This is a genomic window from Aphanizomenon sp. CS-733/32 (genome assembly GCF_028330045.1).
GTDB classification, from domain to species: Bacteria; Cyanobacteriota; Cyanobacteriia; order Cyanobacteriales; family Nostocaceae; genus Dolichospermum; species Dolichospermum gracile.
Window position 1 is genome coordinate 15,810 of sequence record NZ_JAQMSE010000194.1, and the last position, 19,758, is coordinate 35,567.

Consider the following 19,758-nt stretch of genomic DNA (forward strand, 5'->3'; position numbering starts at 1 on the left):
GTCTCACGCAGAGACGCAGAGGCGCGGAGAGAAATACAAAAGTTAGAATGTGATTTAAGATGGAATGGATTTTAACAACACAGGAAAAACCCCCAGATTGGTTTATTGAATTAGTGAAAAAATACGCACCAACAACAGGTGGTAACTTTGCTGCTCAATTATTTTGGCAACGGGGAATTCAAGATCAGGAAAAGTTAGCGGTTTTTATTAATTATCAAAGTTATCAACCTGCCAATTCTTTTGAATTTGGTCAGGAAATGAATTTGGCTGTACAACGGTTAATAACTGCCGGGAAAACAGGAGAAAAAATTGTTATTTGGGGAGATTTTGATGCCGATGGAATTACCTCGACTGCGGTATTATGGGATGGTTTAGGTGAATTTTTTCAGCAACATCGTCAATTAAGTTATTATATTCCCAATCGGTTAACAGAATCTCATGGTTTAAATCAGTCAGGAATTGATAATTTAGCCGCCCAAGGTTGTAAATTAATTATTACTTGTGATACAGGCAGTACAAATATTTCAGAAATCATCTATGCCCAAAATTTAGGGATAGATATAATTGTGACTGACCATCATACATTACCACGAGAACGCCCCCCGGTCGTCGCCATTATTAACCCGCGTTATTTAGCCAAAGAACATCCTTTATATCATCTTTCCGGTGTGGCAGTTGCTTATAAATTGGTGGAAGCATTATATATAAGTTTACCAGATATTCCCGAACATCCATTAACAGATTTATTAGATTTAGTAGCAGTAGGATTAATTGCTGATTTAGTCCAATTAAGTGGTGATTGTCGCTATTTGGCACAGTTGGGAATTCAACAATTACACACAGATTATAAAAAACCACCCCCAGAAAGAAGAAGACCAGGTGTAGGTAAATTATTAGAATTATGCCAGAAAAGTGGCGATCGCCCCACAGATATTTCCTTTGGTTTGGGTCCCCGCATTAACGCCGTTAGTCGCATTCATGGTGATGCTAGTTTCTGTGTAGAATTATTAACCAGTAGAGATATGCAGCGTTGTCAACAACTTGCAGAAGCAACAGAATTAGCTAATTCCCGTCGCAAATCTTTACAAAAAGATGTCCAAGTCCAAGTTACTAAAAAACTCAGTCAATTAGACTTATCAACCACCAGCGTCATCGTTTTAGAAGATCCTCAATGGGCAGGTGGTGTTTTAGGTCTGGTTGCCGGACAAATTGCCCAAGAAACAGGACGACCGACAATTTTGTTAAGCACAGAAGCAAAGGAAAATCAGACAGATTCTAGCCCATCTCTAGCCCGAGGTTCTGCCCGTTCCATTAACTCCGTTGATTTATATCAACTAGTTCAAGAACAAGCCCATTTATTACATCGTTTTGGCGGACATCCCTTTGCAGCGGGTTTGAGTTTATTAGTAGAAAATATCCCCCTATTTACAGCCGCAATTAACCAGAAATTACGTCAATCTTTAGGAGGAATAAATCTCACTCCGACAGTGCAAGCTGATTTGGTTGTGACAGTTGCCGATTTAGGCAAGGATTTATTTTTAGAATTAAAACTATTAGAACCCTGTGGAATGGGCAATCCTATCCCCAAATTATTAATTAAAAACTGTTGGTTTGAAAATTCTTGGCATAAAAATCAAGAAGATTTAAAAGGCAATAAAATCCAATATATTAAAACAGACTTTAATATTCGAGATAATTCTACCAACAATCCGTTTCCGGGAATTTGGTGGGGACACTATAAAGAAGAATTGCCTATTGGTAGATGTGATTGTATTGCCGAAATTGATTTTAACAGCTTTAAAAAACGTTATGAGATTAGATTAATTGCCGTCCGTCCTAATACCGAAAGCGAATTAAAAACCCAAAATTCAGCATTGATTTTAGATTGGCGAAATCAACAAGGTTTAACAGAACTAAACCCAGAACAATCATTATTAATTATGCAAGATTGTCCTACTAATTGGGATAATTTGCGTTTATGGTTCAAGCAATCACTAAATCAGAAAAAACAATTAGTTATTGCTTGGGGAAAACCCCATAATTTAACTCCCAAGGACATTTGGTTGACTTTAGTAGGAATTTCTAAATACCTCAGTCGCACAAATCAACCTGTTACCCATGTCCAACTTTTAGAGAAACTAGGTATTAGTGACCAAAGCCTATATTTGGGTTTTCAAGCATTAAAACATTTAGGGTTTATCATCCAAGGTCAGGATAATCATTTACAAATAATCTGGGATTCTACACATCATCTCCAACCAGCAGATCATGTTATTAACCAATTTTTAGCCGCAGTCAGAGAAGAACAATTTCAACGAGATTATTTTTTTCATGTTCCTTTATCTATTATTGTTGACATGATTTCTTAAGATTGCCTTTCAGATCCCCGACTTCTTCGAGAAGTCGGGGATCTATACAATACTAACCCTCTTTCTGTTCTTGGAAAAACTTCTGATCAATAGTTTTCGTATGTTCTCTATTAGCAGAAGTAGCCATTATCTGATAATCAACTAAATTATCCACAAAAGGAACAGTTAACTTAAATGTCCCATCAGAATTGACCTTAACTTTCTGACCATCAATGGTGACATTTGCACCCGCTTCTGTAGCACCATGAAGAACCAATTCTGTATCAACAACAACCCAGAAATCTGTGCTGGGACGACTAAAAATGCGAACTGTTCCAGAACGCGCTAAACACAACCATTGATTATCATTATTCACATAACCAATTTCTGTCATGTAGTCCCGTTCACCTCTGGGAATAGGTACATAACGATCATTGATTGCGGTTTCACATTCGTATTGTGCATCGAAATGAGGAAGCTGATAACTGAGGTCAAGATTGGTAACATCATAGAGCCGGATAGCCAAAATGGTAAATCCTTGATTGTGCAATATTTGTTGATGATCCTCAGAAATATACCAAGATAGGTAAGCCCATTTGGGAGTGCGGGGTGTGAAAATAATTCTAGTATTTCCAGTCGCATTGATGGGATTAATATTAGTCCAGGCTTCTATTTCAGCATCTAATTCCATTGCTATGGCTTCATTTGTAGCCTCCAGATGCCAGGGAGTAGGATATATTTCTTCTTCTATTTCCGGGGTATTGAGGGTAATTTGACTAGTAATAGCGTTTAAAGCCTCACCTAACTCGAATGGTAAATCAGATGGTAAGTCAGATGATAAATCTTGAGTCTGTGATGATTGGCTGACTGGTTGAGGTGTTGGGACTAGGTTCAGAACCTCTGTGAGGCTGTTATCTGGCTTAACTGGTGTGGAGGTAATACCAAGTAATTCTGATAAGGATGTAATCTTTTGATGAGATTTAGTTACAGGCGTTTCCGGTGCTTCTAATGGAATATTACTGACTTCATTGCTGGAAATATCTGCATTAATTGGCTGGTGGTGAATATTCGGGATTTGTGGAAAGTAACTACTGACGACAATTACCGGGTCTTCTGTCTCCCAAGCCACTTCATCATAGTTGAGATCAAGATTAATTTCGGACATTTCCTGAATTTGACTATTGGAGGAAGGTGTCTGTGGTGCATCCATAATGGCTATATTACTGACTGCCGTTATTTCCTGGTCATCATCTTCTTTGTAATAATTTGCACTATTAAGCCCATTACCATTACTATTGCCATTATTATTTAATATTGATGCAAATGCTTCTGAATCTGACACAGTAAACATTGTCTCTGGAAGAGTATCACTTTCTTGATTTGAGGATGTCTCTGCTTTGCTGCTGACAGTTCGCTTTTTCCTTCTCAACCACAATGGCAAAAAACTACTTAATCCCGCAATTAGCAATAAAGGTATTAGTAAGAAAAACCGCATATTCTTGGTAATGATGGAGGGATTATCAAAGGGATTTATCAACTGTATTTCCCCTCCAGTTTCTTTAGGTTCGGGTATAGCTAATGTTTCAGGGGTTGGTGTTACTAAAGGGGGACTTTGAGAAACTGTAGGTGTTTCTGAAGGAGTTGTTAAAGGCGTAGCTGTAGAGACGTTAGCCATAGGCACAGACATAATTTGTATTGATCTGGCTGCAATAGCAATTGCTTCTGCTTCTTTAGCCTCTTTTATAGACTCTTCTCCTGGTTTAGCTAAAACAAAACCTAGAAAATCTTTAACTTTAGGACTGGGATTTGCTTTATAAACGTAAACAAAAGACTGGAAAAAAGGGTATTTAGGATTATCTGTCCAAAAATCTTCTACTTTTAATACCCGCACATCTGGCAATTTAGAAATTTGACTTGCCAACACATAGCTGATGCCGTCATTATTTAATTCTTTAATAATGTTAGGCGTGTTATCTGCCACCATTTGCACCGCATTTGCACCTGTTAATAATTGGCCAGACTTAAATACTGAATATTCACCAAAGGAATTACGAGTATCACTATCGAAGGGACGATCTATAAATCTAATTTTACCCTTAGCATTTCCCAATTGTGACCAATCTGTAATTTCTCCACGAAAAACCTTGGCAAATTGCTCAGTAGTCAAGCCATCATAGAAGGGATTATTCATACCAACAATGATGGCAATTTTTTCTTGACGCACTAGCACCTGTTTTAAACCTTGTGCTTTTTCTTCTGGAGTGAGGTTGCGACCAAGGGATGCTATATCAGCTTTACCATCTACAACGGCTTTTACAGCATCTTCATTGCCATTGATGGCAATTTCTACCTGAGTTCCCGAAAACTGGGTTTCAAACCTTTCTTTTAAGCGTTGGTTGACAAGTAGGGAGTTACGAGAACCATCAATTTTAACTACAGTCCCATTTTCTACCTTTTCCGGCAGGGGAAAATCTGGAGTTTTACTCTTGGATTCCGCTTGGATGGGTAGGGAAATCAGGAAATTTGCTACCATTGGGGCGGTGGTTATGGCCATTAATAGGGCCAGTTTGATAATTACACTATCTTTTTGTTGTTGTTGCCACATATATCCTGGATTTAGCTAATATAAATGAACTACTCGCCAATAATCAAAATACTGTTTGATTGAGCAATACCTTGTCCAAATTAGAAAAGGCCCTGATTTGTAGGTTGGGTTGTGGAACGTAAACGTATCCCTGAGGGACACTGCGTGAACGCGGAGCAATTAGCATGAAACCCAACATGAGCGTTGGGTTGCGCTGTCGCTTAACCCAACACAGCAGAAAATGAACAAGGTATTGATTGAGAAGATGGGTTAATTATACAGCGTGAGTTATTCTTATCTGTAATAACACAAGTGATTAGATTAAAACAGGAGTCAGGAGTCAGGAGTTAGGGGTAAAACTGCCTTGCGGTCTGGTTTTGAATTTAGATCCTGCACCTCATTAATCTGCAATCTTCTGCTGTAATTTGAGGCCTACCTTTATACGATCATAGCAATCCTACTCAACTGTGGGAAAATATGTAGATAAAAAAACCCTTGTTTTATGAGCATTTGAGCCTTTTGAACTCTGGCGGCTCATTTAGAATTGCTACATATATTTTATATGGTCAATGCTTACTATTGAAAATGTTTACAAAACTAAAAATTTATATATAAATTTTTAAGTCTACAATTTGATAAGACAATGAAATATTTTGATAAAAATCAATTTACCGATGCTTTCAAATATTAAAAATTTTTTCAGTAAACCCTCATTAGCATAGTTTTATCGGTATGAAATTAGTTACAGAAGTATCTATTGATCAGACGCAGCCATCAAACCCATTAGTTGATGGAATGAATAAGGAGTTAATTTGTTTACCTAGTTTATGTGAAATTATTAATTATTCTCCTTTAACTATTAGTTCTGATAGTTATGTAATGGCTGCTATTAAATTGATGAATCAGGTTGCAGTTAATTATCCAACTCAAGCAGCAAACGACTATGTTTTGGTGGTAGAGGGCAAGAAATTACAAGGAATTTTGACCATTGAGGATGTACTGAGGGTAGTTGCCTCAAATACCAACTTATCAGCAGCGAAAATGGCGAATGTGATGAGTCAGCCACCAATTATGCTCAAAGAATCAGATTCTGAGCATATTTTGACCGTGTTAGCACTTTTGCAGCAGCATGGTATTCAACATTTACCTATAGTAGATGACGAAGACAATTTAATCGGTATTGTTCATGAAAAAGACCTATTACAAAGCTTAAATATAGAAAAAATAGTGGGTGTGGTTGAAGTATTACAAGAAAAGTTTGCAGATTCTCATCCAAAACACACACCAATTAATCAAGAATTAGAAGTAATTCGCTGGCAAACTTCCAATTATTTACAACAATGGGTAAAAGCAGAGTTTGCTGATACTACAGAAATTAATCTGCAACTTCAAGAAACCTTAGAAGAACTGCAAATTGCGGAAGAAGAACTGCGACAACAAAATGAACAGTTGATCTATTCCCGTGAAACTACTGAAGCTGAACGACAGCGCTATCAAGATTTATTTGAATTTGCACCTAATGGTTATTTAGTAACTGATAGTTTAGGGATAATTCAGCAAGCTAATTATGGAGCAGCATCCTTGTTGTCTGTGGGTCAAAATCATCTGATTGGCAAACCATTAGTGGTATATATTGCTGAACAGTACCGCTCTCAGTTCGTATCTCAGTTAAAAAAATTGCAGCATTTACAGGAATGGGAAATAGATTTCCAGCCTCGAAAAGGTTCGCTATTTTCTGCTAGTGTGAGAGTAAATCCTATATCTGATAGTAAAGGTAAACAAACTGGGTTATTGTGGTCAATAACTGATATTAGTGAACAGCAAGCTGCAATGCGTGAACGGGAAAAATTAGAGGCAGCCCTGCGTCAAAATAGCGATGTTTTGGAAACCAGGGTAAAAGAACGCACGGCAGAATTAGTGATTGCTAATGAGCGATCGCAACAGGAAATCGTGGAACGAAAACAGATTCAAAAGTCCTTACAAGAAAGTGAAGCCCGACTTACATTGGCATTGGAAGCGGGTAAAATTGGGATTTGGGATTGGCATATCCAAATCAATCAGACTCTCTGGTCTCCTAATTTGGGTTTAATGTATGGTTTACCTATTGATGGTTTATCTCCTAATTGTGAAGACTTTCTCAAGTTAATCTATCCTGAAGACCGTGAGCGGTTTCAAAAATGTGTGAGCACCTCTATTGAGAAAAAAGTTGATTTTGTCTGTGAGTATCGGATAGTTGGTGGTGATAGTAGTCTAAATTGGTTGAGTTCTAGGGGAAAAGTTTACTGTAATGAAAATGGTGAACCGATTCGGATGATTGGTACTACTAGAGATATTTCTGAACGGAAGGCAACTGAACAGAAACTCTCTGAACAAGCTGCCCTTTTAGATATTGCAACTGATGCAATTTTTGTCCGTGATTTTCAAGCCCAAATTCTTTTTTGGAATCAGGGTGCAGAGAAGATATATGGGTGGAAACGTCAGGAGGTTTTAGACAAGAATCCCAAGGATATTTTTTATGATTCAACTTCCCATGAGCAAGAGATCATTCCTCTGAAAACTGTAGTGAGAGTGGGAAGTTGGCAGGGTGAATTATGCAAACGGACACAATCGAATCAACTAATTATTGTTCAAAGTCGTTGGACATTGATGTTAGATACTGATGGACAACCTAAATCTATTCTCACGGTAGATACTGATATTACTGAAAAGAAACAACTAGAAGATCAGTTTGCCCGCGCTCAACAAATGGAAATTCATGCTAAAAGAATGGAAAGTATTGGGACTTTAGCTGGTGGGATTGCTCACAATATCAATAATCATTTAACACCGATTTTAGGATATGCTCAATTGCTAAAAAGTAAATCTTCCTTAGACAAAGATAATTGTTTGCAAATGCTCACAAGTGTTGAAGCTAATGCTAAGAAAGGGGCAGCTTTGGTGAGACAACTTTTATCTTTTGCGAAGGGAGTAGAGATTCAATATACAATTATTCAGATTGGTGATTTGATTAGGGATACTATTCAGATGGCGAAGGAAATATTTTCCTTTCCTCAATCTATCAAATTTTTCACCTATCTCCCGCCAAAATTATGGACGATATCTGGGGATAAGAATGAACTGGAACAGGTATTAATTAACTTAATGGTTAATGCTGGTCATGCCATGCCTAATGGTGGCAATCTGTCTATTTATGCGGAAAATTTGTATATTAGTGAAGAGATGAGACGGATAAATCATTATGCTGGTGTGGGAAATTATATTGTGATTACAGTGGAAGATACGGGGACGGGGATACCACCGGAAATATTAGAGAGAATATTTGAGCCATTTTTCACTACTAAGGATATTGGTAAGGGAACAGGATTAGGACTATCAACAGTGCTAGGAACGATTAAAAGTCATAAGGGTTTTATTAATGTTGATAGTGAAGTGGGGAAAGGCAGTAAATTTAAAGTATTTTTACCATCGGTAAATCAGGAAGTTATGCCTTTAGAATCGGATTATGAGGAAATGTATCCAGGACGGGGAGAGTTAATTTTGGTGGTGGATGATGAACCCCAAGTGCTGGAAGTGACGAAAAATATTTTAGAAAACTACAATTATCAAACTATTACTGCTAAAAATGGGATGGAGGCGATCGCTATTTATGCCCGGTACAAACAGCAAATTAGAGTAGTATTGATGGATATGATGATGCCAGAAATGGATGGAAGTTCTGCTATCTCCAATTTGAAAAAAATCAATCCTCAAGTCAAAATAGTTGCTTGTAGTGGACGCAATATCCAACATATGCTGGAACCAAGTCATGAAAATCAAGTTCCTGCGATTTTATTAAAACCCTACACTAATCAAGAATTACTGGAAACATTGAGTTATATACTAAAGGAGTCAGGTGACTCCTAGCCCTCACAGATAACTTTTTCAGCAAACCCTAATTACCAATATTTGAGTATTTTGAACAGACTTTTAGGGATTACAGCACTTATGCTCATAGAATTGACCTATTCATGAGACTTTTATTCTTTCCTGGCAAATCTATGACACCTGAAGAATTTTTAGCAAAGTTGGCAACAGCCCCAACAGACCCCGAAAAACTGGTAATTTTTGCAGAATACTTGGATACAAATGCCTTAGACTATGCTACAACACCACGATGGAGAAGTCTTTCTTATAGTAACGAAATTGAAATGGCGCTGAAAAATGTGGCTTTTCATTTAGAAGCGCTCGCTGAAGTTGAGTAATACGTGAGGGAGTGGGGGCAGGGGGAGGGTGAATATCAGGAATTCTTACCTATTACCTATTACCTATTACCTGAAACTGTCACCTGTCACCTATTACCTGTCACCTATTACCTGTCACCTTATTCACCAATATATATACCTAAAGACCGAGCGGTTTGGACTAAATCACCGTGAGGATTAACAAGAGAGGGATTATTATCTATCACGGCTTGAATGGGGAAAGTAACAACTTGGCCATTTTGCCAAGCTAACATTTGATCATATTGATTTTGGGCAATTAAATCAATGGCAATTTTACCAAACATGGTGGCTGTGAGACGGTCTAAAGCTGAGGGGATACCACCGCGCTGAATATGTCCTAAGACAGAAACTCTAGTATCAATCAGGTGATGACTACAATTGGCAATTTTTTCGGCAATATATTGACCTTGACCACATTTAGGAGTTGTGCAAGTAGAAAGATTATCTGCATCTTCTGTGCAAACAGATATACCTTCAGCAACAACTATAATGGCGAATTTTTTTTGCCACTGTTCGCGTAATTCGGTCAGATGATTACATATTCCCTGAATAGTATAGGGGACTTCGGGAATTAAAATCACATCAGCACCGCCGGCAATTCCTGAGTGTAAAGCCAAGTGTCCCGCGTTGCGTCCCATGACTTCGATAATCATTACCCGGTCATGACTAGCAGCGGTAAATATGAGCCGATTAATGGCATCAACAATGGTATTAACTGCCGTATCAAAGCCGATTGCCCGTTCTGTAAAAGCGATATCATGATCAATGGTTTTGGGGATAGCAATTAAATTCCAATTACCCAAAACTGATAGTTGATGAATAATATCTAAACTACCATCTCCACCCACAATAATTAAAGCATCTAAAGCGATCGCTTTATAGCCGGCTAATATTTCATCAGCATGAGCTAAAGTATCCCCTTTATTAATACTACCTAAAATCGTTCCCCCCATATTTAGCAAAGGGTCAATCCCGCGCAAATCCCAACCATGTATACTTAACGGCACTGTTTTTTGTTCTAGCAACCCTTGGGTGGCGTAAGGGATACCCACGACCTGCCAATCATAAGTCCTTGTGGCATGACTCACAGCCGCGCGAATCACACAATTTAGACCAGGACAATCACCACCACTAGTAAGAATACCGATACGTTTTTTCATAGGTCAGGAGGTAGGGGCGCAGGGCCTGCGCCCAGTCAGGAGTCAGGACTAAGATGGTGTATAAACTCTACCCGAATCTGGGTTATAGGTTTGTAAAGCTTTCATATATTGAGCGCGTTCAAAAGCACTAGGATTAGGACAATTTAACTGGCTCATAGTACCTTGCATTTGCTTGACAGATTCATATTCATGTATTTTCATCCATTGACGGAGGTCTTTTTCTAAACACTGAATATGGTTAATACCTTCCCGTAATAATATTGAACATAACATAGTTACATTTGCGCCTACCATTAACATTTTGATCACGTCTTGGGCGTTATGAATACCGCTAGTGGCAGCTAAACTACCCTGAATATGACCATAGAGAATGGCTATCCAGCGCAGGGGTAAACGCATGGCTTGGGGGGTACTTAAAAGTACATGAGGTTCGACTTCTAAATTTTCTAAGTTAATATCTGGTTGATAAAACCGATTAAATAATACTAATCCATCAGCCCCGGCATGATCTAAACGTTTGGCAATATTTGCAGTATTAGTAAAGTAAGGACTCAGTTTTACGGCTACAGGAATAGTGACGGCGGCTTTAACAGATGTGAGAATATCAAGATAATTTTGCTCGATATCATGACTACTTAAATCTGGGTTAGTGGGAACATAGTAAATATTTAATTCTAGTGCTGATGCTCCTGCTTCTTCCATGAGTTTACCATATTCTGTCCAACCGCCAACGGAAGAACCATTCAAACTAGCAATAATGGGAATATCCACTTTTTCTTTAGCTTTGCGAATATGGTCTAAATATTCTTCTGGTCCGACTCGGAAATTAGCGATGTTTGGGAAATAGGTTAAAGCTTCGGCAAAACTTTCTGTATGATATGTTAAATGATGATGAAGTGCGGATTTTTCTAAGTTTAATTGTTCTTCAAATAGTGAGTGCATAACAACAGCACCTGCACCTGCATCTTCCATTAGTTTAATATTATCAATGTCTTCGGAAAGTGGAGACGCGGAGGGAACTAGGGGAGATTTTAATTCTAAACCTAAATATGTGGTAGTTAAGTTCATAAATTTGGTAATGGGTAATTTTTTCTTTCTGTCTCCTGACTCCTGATATTAATTCAATTCAGATAAATGAACCACAGAGGCACAGAGGACACAGAGACAGAAAATCTCAAAAAATTTGGCGCATTTTTACAAAGAAATGGTATGACTCGTAATTTAGCTTTATTGTAATTTTCTGGCGGCTAAATATTGGTACATTTGCCAACGGGTGTTAACATCGAGTTGGGCTTCTTTGAGGAGTTCTTTTGCTGTTTCTGGGTTAATTTTGGTTAACATTTTAAAACGGTTTTCCATGTACATGGAATTTTCTATTGGTATGCGAGGGGTGCGAGAATCGAGTTGTAGGGGGTTTTCTCCCTGTTTAATGCGGTCGGGGTGATAGCGATATAATAACCAGCGTCCAGAGTCTACAGCGGCTTTTTGGTTTTGCATGGCTGTACTCATGTTGATACCGTGAGCAATACAATGACTGTAGGCAATGATTAAGGATGGACCTTCGTAAGCTTCGGCTTCTAAGAAAGTTTTCAGGGTTTGTTCATCTTTTGCGCCCATTGCTACACTAGCAACATAAACGTTACCGTAGGTCATAGCGATTAAACCCAAGTCTTTTTTAGTTGCGGGTTTACCACCGGCGGCGAATTTTGCTACTGCACCTTTAGGGGTAGATTTGGACATTTGACCGCCAGTATTAGAGTAAACTTCTGTGTCTAAGACGAGAATATTGACGTTGCGTCCACTAGCAATGACATGATCTAATCCACCGTAACCAATATCATAGGCCCAACCGTCACCACCAATGATCCAAACACTTTTTTTGACTAAATAATCAGCGAGGGATTGAAGATTTTGGATTTTGGATTTTAGATTGCTTTCGGTTATAGATTCAAGAAGTTGATCTAGTTTTCTTTTAAGAATGGAAACTCGTTCTCGTTGAGAGTAAATATCCGATTCGTCTTTTTGTTCAGCGTTGAGGATTTCTGAGACTAAGGTTTCACCTATATGGGGTGCAAGTTGTTGGAGTAAATAAGCGGCAAATTCGGCTTGTTTGTCTATGGAAACCCGGAAACCTAAGCCAAATTCGGCGTTATCTTCAAAGAGACTGTTAGACCAAGCAGGACCCCTACCTGCGGCGTTTTTTGTCCAAGGTGTGGTGGGTAAGTTACCACCATAGATAGATGAACAACCGGTGGCGTTGGCAACGATCATGCGATCGCCAAATAATTGTGTTACAAGTTTAATATAAGGTGTTTCTCCACATCCAGCACAAGCACCGGAAAACTCAAACAACGGTTCTTGCATCTGTTGTTGATTAATATGATTTAACTTTAAATTCCGTCTATCTGGGTTGGGAAGATTTAAGAAGAAATCCCAGTTTTCTCGTTCCTGTTCTCGCAATGGTTTTTGCGCTGCCATATTAATGGCTTTTTTACGCGGTTCGGCTTTATTTTTGGCGGGACAAACATCAACACAAATACCACAGCCTGTACAATCTTCTGCTGCTACTTGAATGGTAAACTTTAAATCATGCCAATCATGTTCTTTTGCATTGGCACTTTTAAAAGTTGTTGGGGCATTTTCTAATTCTTCTGGTGCATATACTTTCGCGCGAATGACACTATGGGGACACACCATCACACATTTACCACATTGAATACAAACGTCAGCATCCCAAACTGGAATTTCTTCAGCAATGTTGCGTTTTTCCCATTTAGATGTACCTGTGGGATATGTACCATCTACAGGTAATGCACTTACAGGTAAATCATCACCTTCACGAACTATCATTTTCCCTAATACATCGCGGACAAATGCAGGGGCATTATTGAGAATAGGTGACAGGTGATAGGTGACAGGTGACAGTTCTTTAGCTGTAATTTCATAGAGATTTTCCAAGGTTTTATCAACTGCTTGGATATTCATTTGTACAAGTTCTTCACCTTTTTTACCGTAGGTTTTACGAATAGATTTTTTAATTTGATCTATAGCTTCTTCCCTTGGTAAAATACCAGAAACAGCAAAGAAACAAACCTGCATAACGATGTTAATATGTCCACCCATTCCCGCTTCACGGGCGACTTTATAGGCATTAATGACATAAAATTTGAGATTTTTGTCAATTATCTCTGTTTGCATGGTGGTGGGTAATTTATCCCAAACTTCATCTTTGTGATACTGTGAATTTAGTAAAAATGTCCCACCAGGAATAATATCTTTTAATATCGGGAACTTTTCTATAAATTCCCATTGATGACAAGCGACAAAGTTAGCTTTAGTAATTAAATAGGTAGAATGAATTGGTTGATTACCAAAGCGCAAATGAGAGACTGTGACAGAACCAGACTTTTTAGAATCGTAAACAAAATAACCTTGGGCATAATTATCTGTTTCTTCGCCAATAATTTTAATTGAGTTTTTATTTGCCCCCACTGTCCCATCTGCACCTAAACCATAAAAAATTGCCCTAACTATATTGTCAGCTTCAATGTTAAATTCGGGATTATATGCTAAACTGGTATGAGTAACATCATCATTAATGCCGATAGTAAAATGATTTTTTGGTATTGCTAACTCCAAATTATCAAACACCGCTTTTACCATTGCTGGTGTAAATTCTTTAGAAGATAAACCATATCTTCCCCCCACAACTTGAATTTTGTGAAGTTGGTTTGCTGCCAAAGCTGTAACTACATCTACATACAAAGGTTCACCAATTGCCCCTGGTTCTTTTGTTCTATCTAAAACAGCAATTTTGCAGGTAGTTTGGGGAAGAGAATCAATAAATCTTTGGGTATCGAAGGGACGATATAATCTAACTTTGATAACTCCGACTTTTTCACCTTGTTGATTGAGATAATCTACGGTTTCATGAACTGTTTCGCAACCAGAACCCATGAGAATAATTATTTTTTCTGCTGCTGGATGTCCATGATATTCAAATAGTTGATATTTTCTGCCTATATTTTGGGCAAATTCATCCATTACCTGTTGAGTAATATCTGGACAAGCTGAATAAAAAGAGTTTACAGTTTCTCTTGCTTGAAAATAAACATCAGGATTTTGGGCTGTTCCTCGTAATACCGGATGTTCAGGTGTTAAAGCCCGTGAACGATGGGCAATTACTAACTCTATGGGAATAAATTTTTGTAAGTCTTGAGTTGTTAATATTTCTATTTTATTGACTTCGTGGGAAGTGCGAAAACCATCAAAAAAGTGTAAGTAAGGTATGCGAGATAATAAAGTTACTTTTGTGGAAATTAGGGCAAAATCATGGGCTTCTTGTACAGAAGCAGCGCATAACATGGCAAAACCTGTAGTTCTTGCGGCCATGACATCACTATGATCTCCGAAAATGGATAAAGCTTGGGCTGCAAGCGATCGCGCCGCAATATGAAATACTGTAGGTGTAAGTTCACCGGCAATTTTGTACATATTTGGTAGCATCAACATTAACCCCTGAGATGCTGTAAAGGTTGTTGTCAGTGAACCAGTTTGTAACGCCCCATGTACGGCGCCTGCAACCCCCCCTTCACTCTGCAACTGCACCACCGCAGGAACAGTTCCCCAAATATTCGGTTTTCCCTCACTCATCCAAGTATCAGACCATTCCGCCATCGGTGAAGATGGTGTAATCGGGTAAATGGCAATAACTTCGTTTAATTGGTAAACGACTTTCGCCACAGCTTCATTACCATCTATAGTTGCAAAGGGTTTCATATTCATTTCCTTGACCTTTAATAACTACTAAATTTCGGCTAATTGACGGTTTTCTAGACCCAAATTCCCTAGTTGTGACATTGAATTGAAAATGAAAGTTTGAGGAACTTGTCAGAAAAACCCAGCAGAATATTTCTAAAACATACAGTCATGAGGTAGGGGCGCAGGGCCTGCGCCCACTCAGGAGTCAGGAGTAAAACTAGCTTGCTGTCTGGCTTTGAATTTAAATCCTGCACCTCATTAATCTGCAATCTGCTGTAAATCCTTCAACAATTATAAGATAGTTCGTGAAAAATCCCCCCATGCTAAATGTAGCATGGGGCTAGATAGGAACAAAATCCCAAATTATTAGTTTTAGGGAATAACTTTCTGCTGAGTTACTCTAGCTTTTGGCTTAGTAATTGAGATGAATCTTTGTAAATATGACTATTCACAAAAGACTCAAATATCTGCTTTTGGTTTACTAGCTGTTCCATGAACTTGACGGTTTTCTTTAATTAATCGGCTGTAAGTCCGTTGAGGGATATAGTGAATTGGATTGTAATCAATACAACGTAAAATCAACACACAAGCCCAAGAATACCGTCCATCAGTAATAGCTTCAATGATATGATTGAACTGTTCGGGAGTGATGGCACTATGAAAATCGTTCTGAGCAGAAGAAGCCTGATAGTTCATAACTAACCCTGATCTAATCTTGTAGGATGGAAAGTTAATAATTCGTGAATATTCAGAACAGAAAATCTTTTTAGTCCAAAATAATCAGACTTTTATAGTCAAGTTGAGGAATTTTACTCCTGATTTGACAAGCCTTTTAAATCTTGACTTTTGATCTCCTAAATTCCAAATAATAGGGACAAATCAAGCGGATATTTATGCAATCACAGCAATATATACAGATGATATGCACAGGATTTGATTCTCTTGGTGAATAACTTCGATATCTAAGTTCGAGTATAGCGATAACTTACCGATTAAATATCAATATTATTTGTGATTATGAGAGAATTTTATTAATTTTTTGTGAGGTTTATTGAGCAGTGGTATACATTCAATTAGTGATATCTCATTGGCAATTTGTAATCTCAATAGATTAAATCTTGCAATTTTTAAGTGCATAAATTGAAAAAATTACTGAACACATTACCGTTATGTCAGTAAAAATACAGGCAAATTTCTAGCATTGTATGCCCAAGTTGATTGTTTGGTAAAAAATAGGAAATACAGATATTCGTATTATGACACTATTTAAATAGTCATACAACATTGAGATATTTCCTGTCTATGGTTTTGTAAATACTCCTTGTGACACTATTATATGCAGAATACTATGTTTCCTGTAATTAGTGAGCCAAATTGGCACTTTGTTTATATAAATACTACAGAAAATATCAGTTACAAATTACAAATTAAATGACTATTTAAATACTGTCACAAGAGATATTTACAAAACTGTAGATAAAATGTACTTCCATGTTGCATGACTGTCTGAATACTGTCACAAGCAGTATTTACAAAGCATTTAGCGTGTATGACTATTCAAATAGTGGCACAAGGGATATTTACAAAATTAAATTTGCCATGGGGTCACAAATTCATTTTCAATTTTTTGGCTAAATTAATTACACCTCATCACGACATACTCAACCTCCAAAATTCCTTGGGGATATGATTATTCAGATTTTGCTGAATTGAGTAATATTTGTATATGTAATATTTGATTCTTATTTTCATGGACTATTAAAAAAGTGTCACAAGTAAGATTTACAAAATGGTAATTAATACAAGTCAAAACTCTGCTGTAACGAATAGATATTTCTCTATCTAGGGCTTGCTGATAGCGTAGCGTGGCGTATGACTTCTACGTCGTCACGCAAGCTATGGACATATAAACCTAAAACCATTTATTAACAAAGGGTTTCGCGGATTTTTACCACAAAAAAGTGCCAGGTTTTGGCTAATGGTGTCTCAAAATAGGTGCATTTTTCTTTGTCGGATTGGGAAAATTGAGGATATCCAGACAGTTGAAACTGTCACCTGTCACCTCCCCTCACAGACAACTTTTTCAGCAAACCCTATCTATAAGATGAGGTTAGAGTTCATCCTTTAGTTAGAAGTAAATGATTGAGTAACTTATTTACGATTAACTCAAAACAGCAGATCAATAATTCTGACCTTCGCTAGAGTTTGGTAATGTACAATGTATAAATTGGTGCAAACTATTATTAATAGTGATGAAAAAAATGCTTTGAGTGAGTTTATCTTAGGATTGGGTAATCATCATAAACGTTACTTTTTAAGAAACGAGATTTTACAAGCCTTTGCAGATTATTGTCACCAATTCCAAAAACCTGCTTATTTTTATCACTCTTCCTGCCTAGGAACATTTATTCAGTACACCCATGAAATAATTCTAGATAGTGAAAATATTTGGTTCGTTCTTAGACCCAAAATTGCCAGTCAAGAGGTATGGTTATTAAGCACTGATTTGACCAAGTTTGACTTAATGACATCACAAGCATTATTAGATGCGAGCGATCGCCTAGTCAACCGTTACCAACCCCACATTTTAGAAATTGATCTTCATCCCTTCTACCCAGCAGCGCCGAGAATTAGTGATTCTCGAAATATTGGCCAAGGTTTAACCGTTCTCAATCATTATTTTTGTAATCAATCATTAACAGATCCTGAATATTGGATTCACGCATTATTTCAATCACTACAAAGATTAGAATATAATGGCATTAGCCTATTAATTAGTAATCACATTCATTCAGGATTACAACTAACCAAACAAATCAAACTAGCTTTAGAATTTGTTAGTAATTTATCCCCCGATACACATTATGAAAAATTTTGTTCTCATCTCCAATCACTCGGTTTAGAACCAGGGTGGGGTAACAATGCAGCCAGAGTTAGAGAAACCTTAGAACTTCTCGAAAAACTCATAGATAATCCCGAACCTGCTATTTTAGAAACCTTTGTTTCTCGCATTTGTGCAGTTTTCCGCGTCGTCCTCATTTCCATACATGGTTGGGTTGCACAAGAAGATGTTTTAGGTAGAGATGAAACACTAGGACAAGTTATTTATGTTTTAGAACAAGCCCGGAGTTTAGAAAACAAAATGCGAGCCGAAATTAAACTTGCAGGTTTAGATATATTAGGAATTAAACCCCATATCATTATATTAACTCGACTAATTCCCAATTGCGAAGGCACATTTTGTAACTTACCATTAGAAAAAGTTGATGATACAGAAAATGCTTGGATTTTGCGCGTTCCTTTTGCAGAATCTCAACCAGAAATTACCAACAACTGGATTTCTAAATTTGAGGTTTGGCCTTATTTAGAAAAATTTGCCCTTGCTGCCGAAACAGAAATTTTAAACCAATTTAAAGGCAAGCCAAATCTAATTATTGGTAATTACAGTGACGGTAACTTAGTCGCTTTTATTCTGTCCCGAAAAATGAAAGTTACCCAATGTAATATCGCCCATTCTCTAGAGAAACCTAAATTTCTATTTAGTAACTTATATTGGCAAGATCTAGAATCACAATATCATTTTTCTGCCCAATTTACCGCTGATTTAATCAGCATGAATGCCGCCGACTTTATCATCACATCATCCTATCAGGAGATTGTCGGTACACCAGATACAATGGGACAATATGAATCCTATAAATGTTTCACCATGCCCAACTTATATCATGTAATTGATGGCATTGATTTATTTAGTCCTAAATTCAACATGGTTTCTCCAGGAGTCAGTGAAAATATATTTTTCCCCTACAACGAAACAACCAATAGAGAATCCCATCGTCGTCAACACATCCAAAACCTAATTTTCCATGCAGAACACCAACAAATTATTGGTAAATTAGAACATCCTCATAAAAAACCGATATTTTCTGTTAGTCCTATTACCTCAATCAAAAACCTCACAGGTTTAATTGAATGTTTCGGTAAAAGTCAAGAATTACAAGAACAATGTAATCTCATATTATTAACCAGTAAACTGCATCCAGATTCAGGAACAAACCCAGAAGAAGTTCAAGAAATAGAAAAAATTCACGCAATTATTCATCAATATCATCTTCACCATAAAATCCGCTGGTTAGGAATGCGTCTTCCTTTAAGCGATATCGCCGAAACCTATCGTGTAATTGCAGATTTTCAAGGAATTTATATTCACTTTGCCCTTTATGAATCCTTTAGCAGAAGTGTTTTAGAAGCCATGATTTCTGGATTACCAACTTTTACAACTCAATTTGGTGGTTCATTAGAAATTATTGAAAGTCACAATAAAGGATTTAATCTCAACCCCACAAACCTGGAAGGAACAGCCAAAACAATTACTAACTTCTTAGAAAAATGCCATAATTATCCAGAACATTGGCTAGAAAATTCTCAATGGATGATTGAACGGATTCGCCACAAATATAACTGGGATTCCCACACAAATCAACTGTTGTTATTAGCCAAAATGTTTAGTTTTTGGAACTTCGTTTATCCTGAAGATAACGAAGCTAGAGATCGTTACATGGAAAGTTTATTTCATCTCCTTTATAAACCTATCGCCGACAATATTTTATCAGAACACATTCATCAGCAAAAATAAAAATTGT

At 37.4% G+C, this 19,758-nt stretch carries 9 protein-coding genes; 4 read left to right on the top strand and 5 right to left on the bottom strand.

Annotated elements, in window-relative coordinates:
- Window positions 1-59 precede the first annotated feature (59 nt).
- Window positions 60-2,369: a single-stranded-DNA-specific exonuclease RecJ gene (gene recJ, locus PN471_RS15460; protein WP_271777612.1), complete on the top strand. Its 2,310-nt coding sequence runs from the start codon at window positions 60-62 to the stop codon at window positions 2,367-2,369.
- 52 nt (window positions 2,370-2,421) lie between these two features.
- Here the strand turns inward: recJ and PN471_RS15465 are convergent, their stop codons facing one another.
- Window positions 2,422-4,953 carry a substrate-binding domain-containing protein gene (locus tag PN471_RS15465; protein WP_271777613.1) on the bottom strand — a complete coding sequence of 844 codons (2,532 nt, stop codon included), beginning with the start codon at window positions 4,951-4,953 and terminating at the stop codon, window positions 2,422-2,424.
- Window positions 4,954-5,664: 711 nt separating this feature from the next.
- Here PN471_RS15465 and PN471_RS15470 point away from each other — a divergent pair.
- Window positions 5,665-8,835, top strand: a complete 3,171-nt coding sequence (locus PN471_RS15470; protein WP_271777614.1) for a PAS domain S-box protein — start codon at window positions 5,665-5,667, stop codon at window positions 8,833-8,835.
- Window positions 8,836-8,969: 134 nt separating this feature from the next.
- Window positions 8,970-9,173, top strand: coding sequence for a hypothetical protein (locus PN471_RS15475; protein WP_271777615.1), 204 nt, complete (start codon window positions 8,970-8,972; stop codon window positions 9,171-9,173).
- 119 nt (window positions 9,174-9,292) lie between these two features.
- Here PN471_RS15475 and PN471_RS15480 read toward each other — a convergent pair whose 3' ends face one another.
- The 4 genes from PN471_RS15480 to PN471_RS15495 all read right to left on the bottom strand — a co-directional run bounded on the left by PN471_RS15480 (window position 9,293) and on the right by PN471_RS15495 (window position 15,811).
- Complete coding sequence (locus PN471_RS15480) at window positions 9,293-10,354, bottom strand: ATP-dependent 6-phosphofructokinase (RefSeq protein WP_271777616.1); 1,062 nt, start codon at window positions 10,352-10,354, stop codon at window positions 9,293-9,295.
- Between the two features lie 48 nt (window positions 10,355-10,402).
- Window positions 10,403-11,422 carry a dihydroorotate dehydrogenase-like protein gene (locus PN471_RS15485; RefSeq protein WP_271777617.1) on the bottom strand — a complete coding sequence of 340 codons (1,020 nt, stop codon included), beginning with the start codon at window positions 11,420-11,422 and terminating at the stop codon, window positions 10,403-10,405.
- Window positions 11,423-11,581: 159 nt separating this feature from the next.
- Window positions 11,582-15,139, bottom strand: coding sequence for a pyruvate:ferredoxin (flavodoxin) oxidoreductase (gene nifJ, locus PN471_RS15490; protein WP_271777618.1), 3,558 nt, complete (start codon window positions 15,137-15,139; stop codon window positions 11,582-11,584).
- 435 nt (window positions 15,140-15,574) lie between these two features.
- On the bottom strand, window positions 15,575-15,811 hold the full coding sequence (locus PN471_RS15495) for a HetP family heterocyst commitment protein (RefSeq protein WP_271777619.1): 237 nt from the start codon (window positions 15,809-15,811) through the stop codon (window positions 15,575-15,577).
- 1,522 nt (window positions 15,812-17,333) lie between these two features.
- On the opposite strand from PN471_RS15495, the gene PN471_RS15500 reads away from it, so the two are divergent.
- On the top strand, window positions 17,334-19,751 hold the full coding sequence (locus PN471_RS15500) for a sucrose synthase (RefSeq protein WP_271777620.1): 2,418 nt from the start codon (window positions 17,334-17,336) through the stop codon (window positions 19,749-19,751).
- The last annotated feature ends 7 nt before the right edge of the window (window positions 19,752-19,758 follow it).

What these genes read in the sequence shown, in the direction of transcription:
- PN471_RS15475 (WP_271777615.1), top strand. Translation starts at nt 8,970, where the DNA reads ATGACACCTGAAGAATTTTTAGCAAAGTTGGCAACAGCCCCAACAGAC.
- PN471_RS15485 (WP_271777617.1), bottom strand. Translation starts at nt 11,422, where the DNA reads ATGAACTTAACTACCACATATTTAGGTTTAGAATTAAAATCTCCCCTA.
- PN471_RS15465 (WP_271777613.1), bottom strand. Translation starts at nt 4,953, where the DNA reads ATGTGGCAACAACAACAAAAAGATAGTGTAATTATCAAACTGGCCCTA.
- nifJ (WP_271777618.1), bottom strand. Translation starts at nt 15,139, where the DNA reads ATGAATATGAAACCCTTTGCAACTATAGATGGTAATGAAGCTGTGGCG.
- PN471_RS15500 (WP_271777620.1), top strand. Translation starts at nt 17,334, where the DNA reads ATGTATAAATTGGTGCAAACTATTATTAATAGTGATGAAAAAAATGCT.
- PN471_RS15470 (WP_271777614.1), top strand. Translation starts at nt 5,665, where the DNA reads ATGAAATTAGTTACAGAAGTATCTATTGATCAGACGCAGCCATCAAAC.
- recJ (WP_271777612.1), top strand. Translation starts at nt 60, where the DNA reads ATGGAATGGATTTTAACAACACAGGAAAAACCCCCAGATTGGTTTATT.
- PN471_RS15495 (WP_271777619.1), bottom strand. Translation starts at nt 15,811, where the DNA reads ATGAACTATCAGGCTTCTTCTGCTCAGAACGATTTTCATAGTGCCATC.
- PN471_RS15480 (WP_271777616.1), bottom strand. Translation starts at nt 10,354, where the DNA reads ATGAAAAAACGTATCGGTATTCTTACTAGTGGTGGTGATTGTCCTGGT.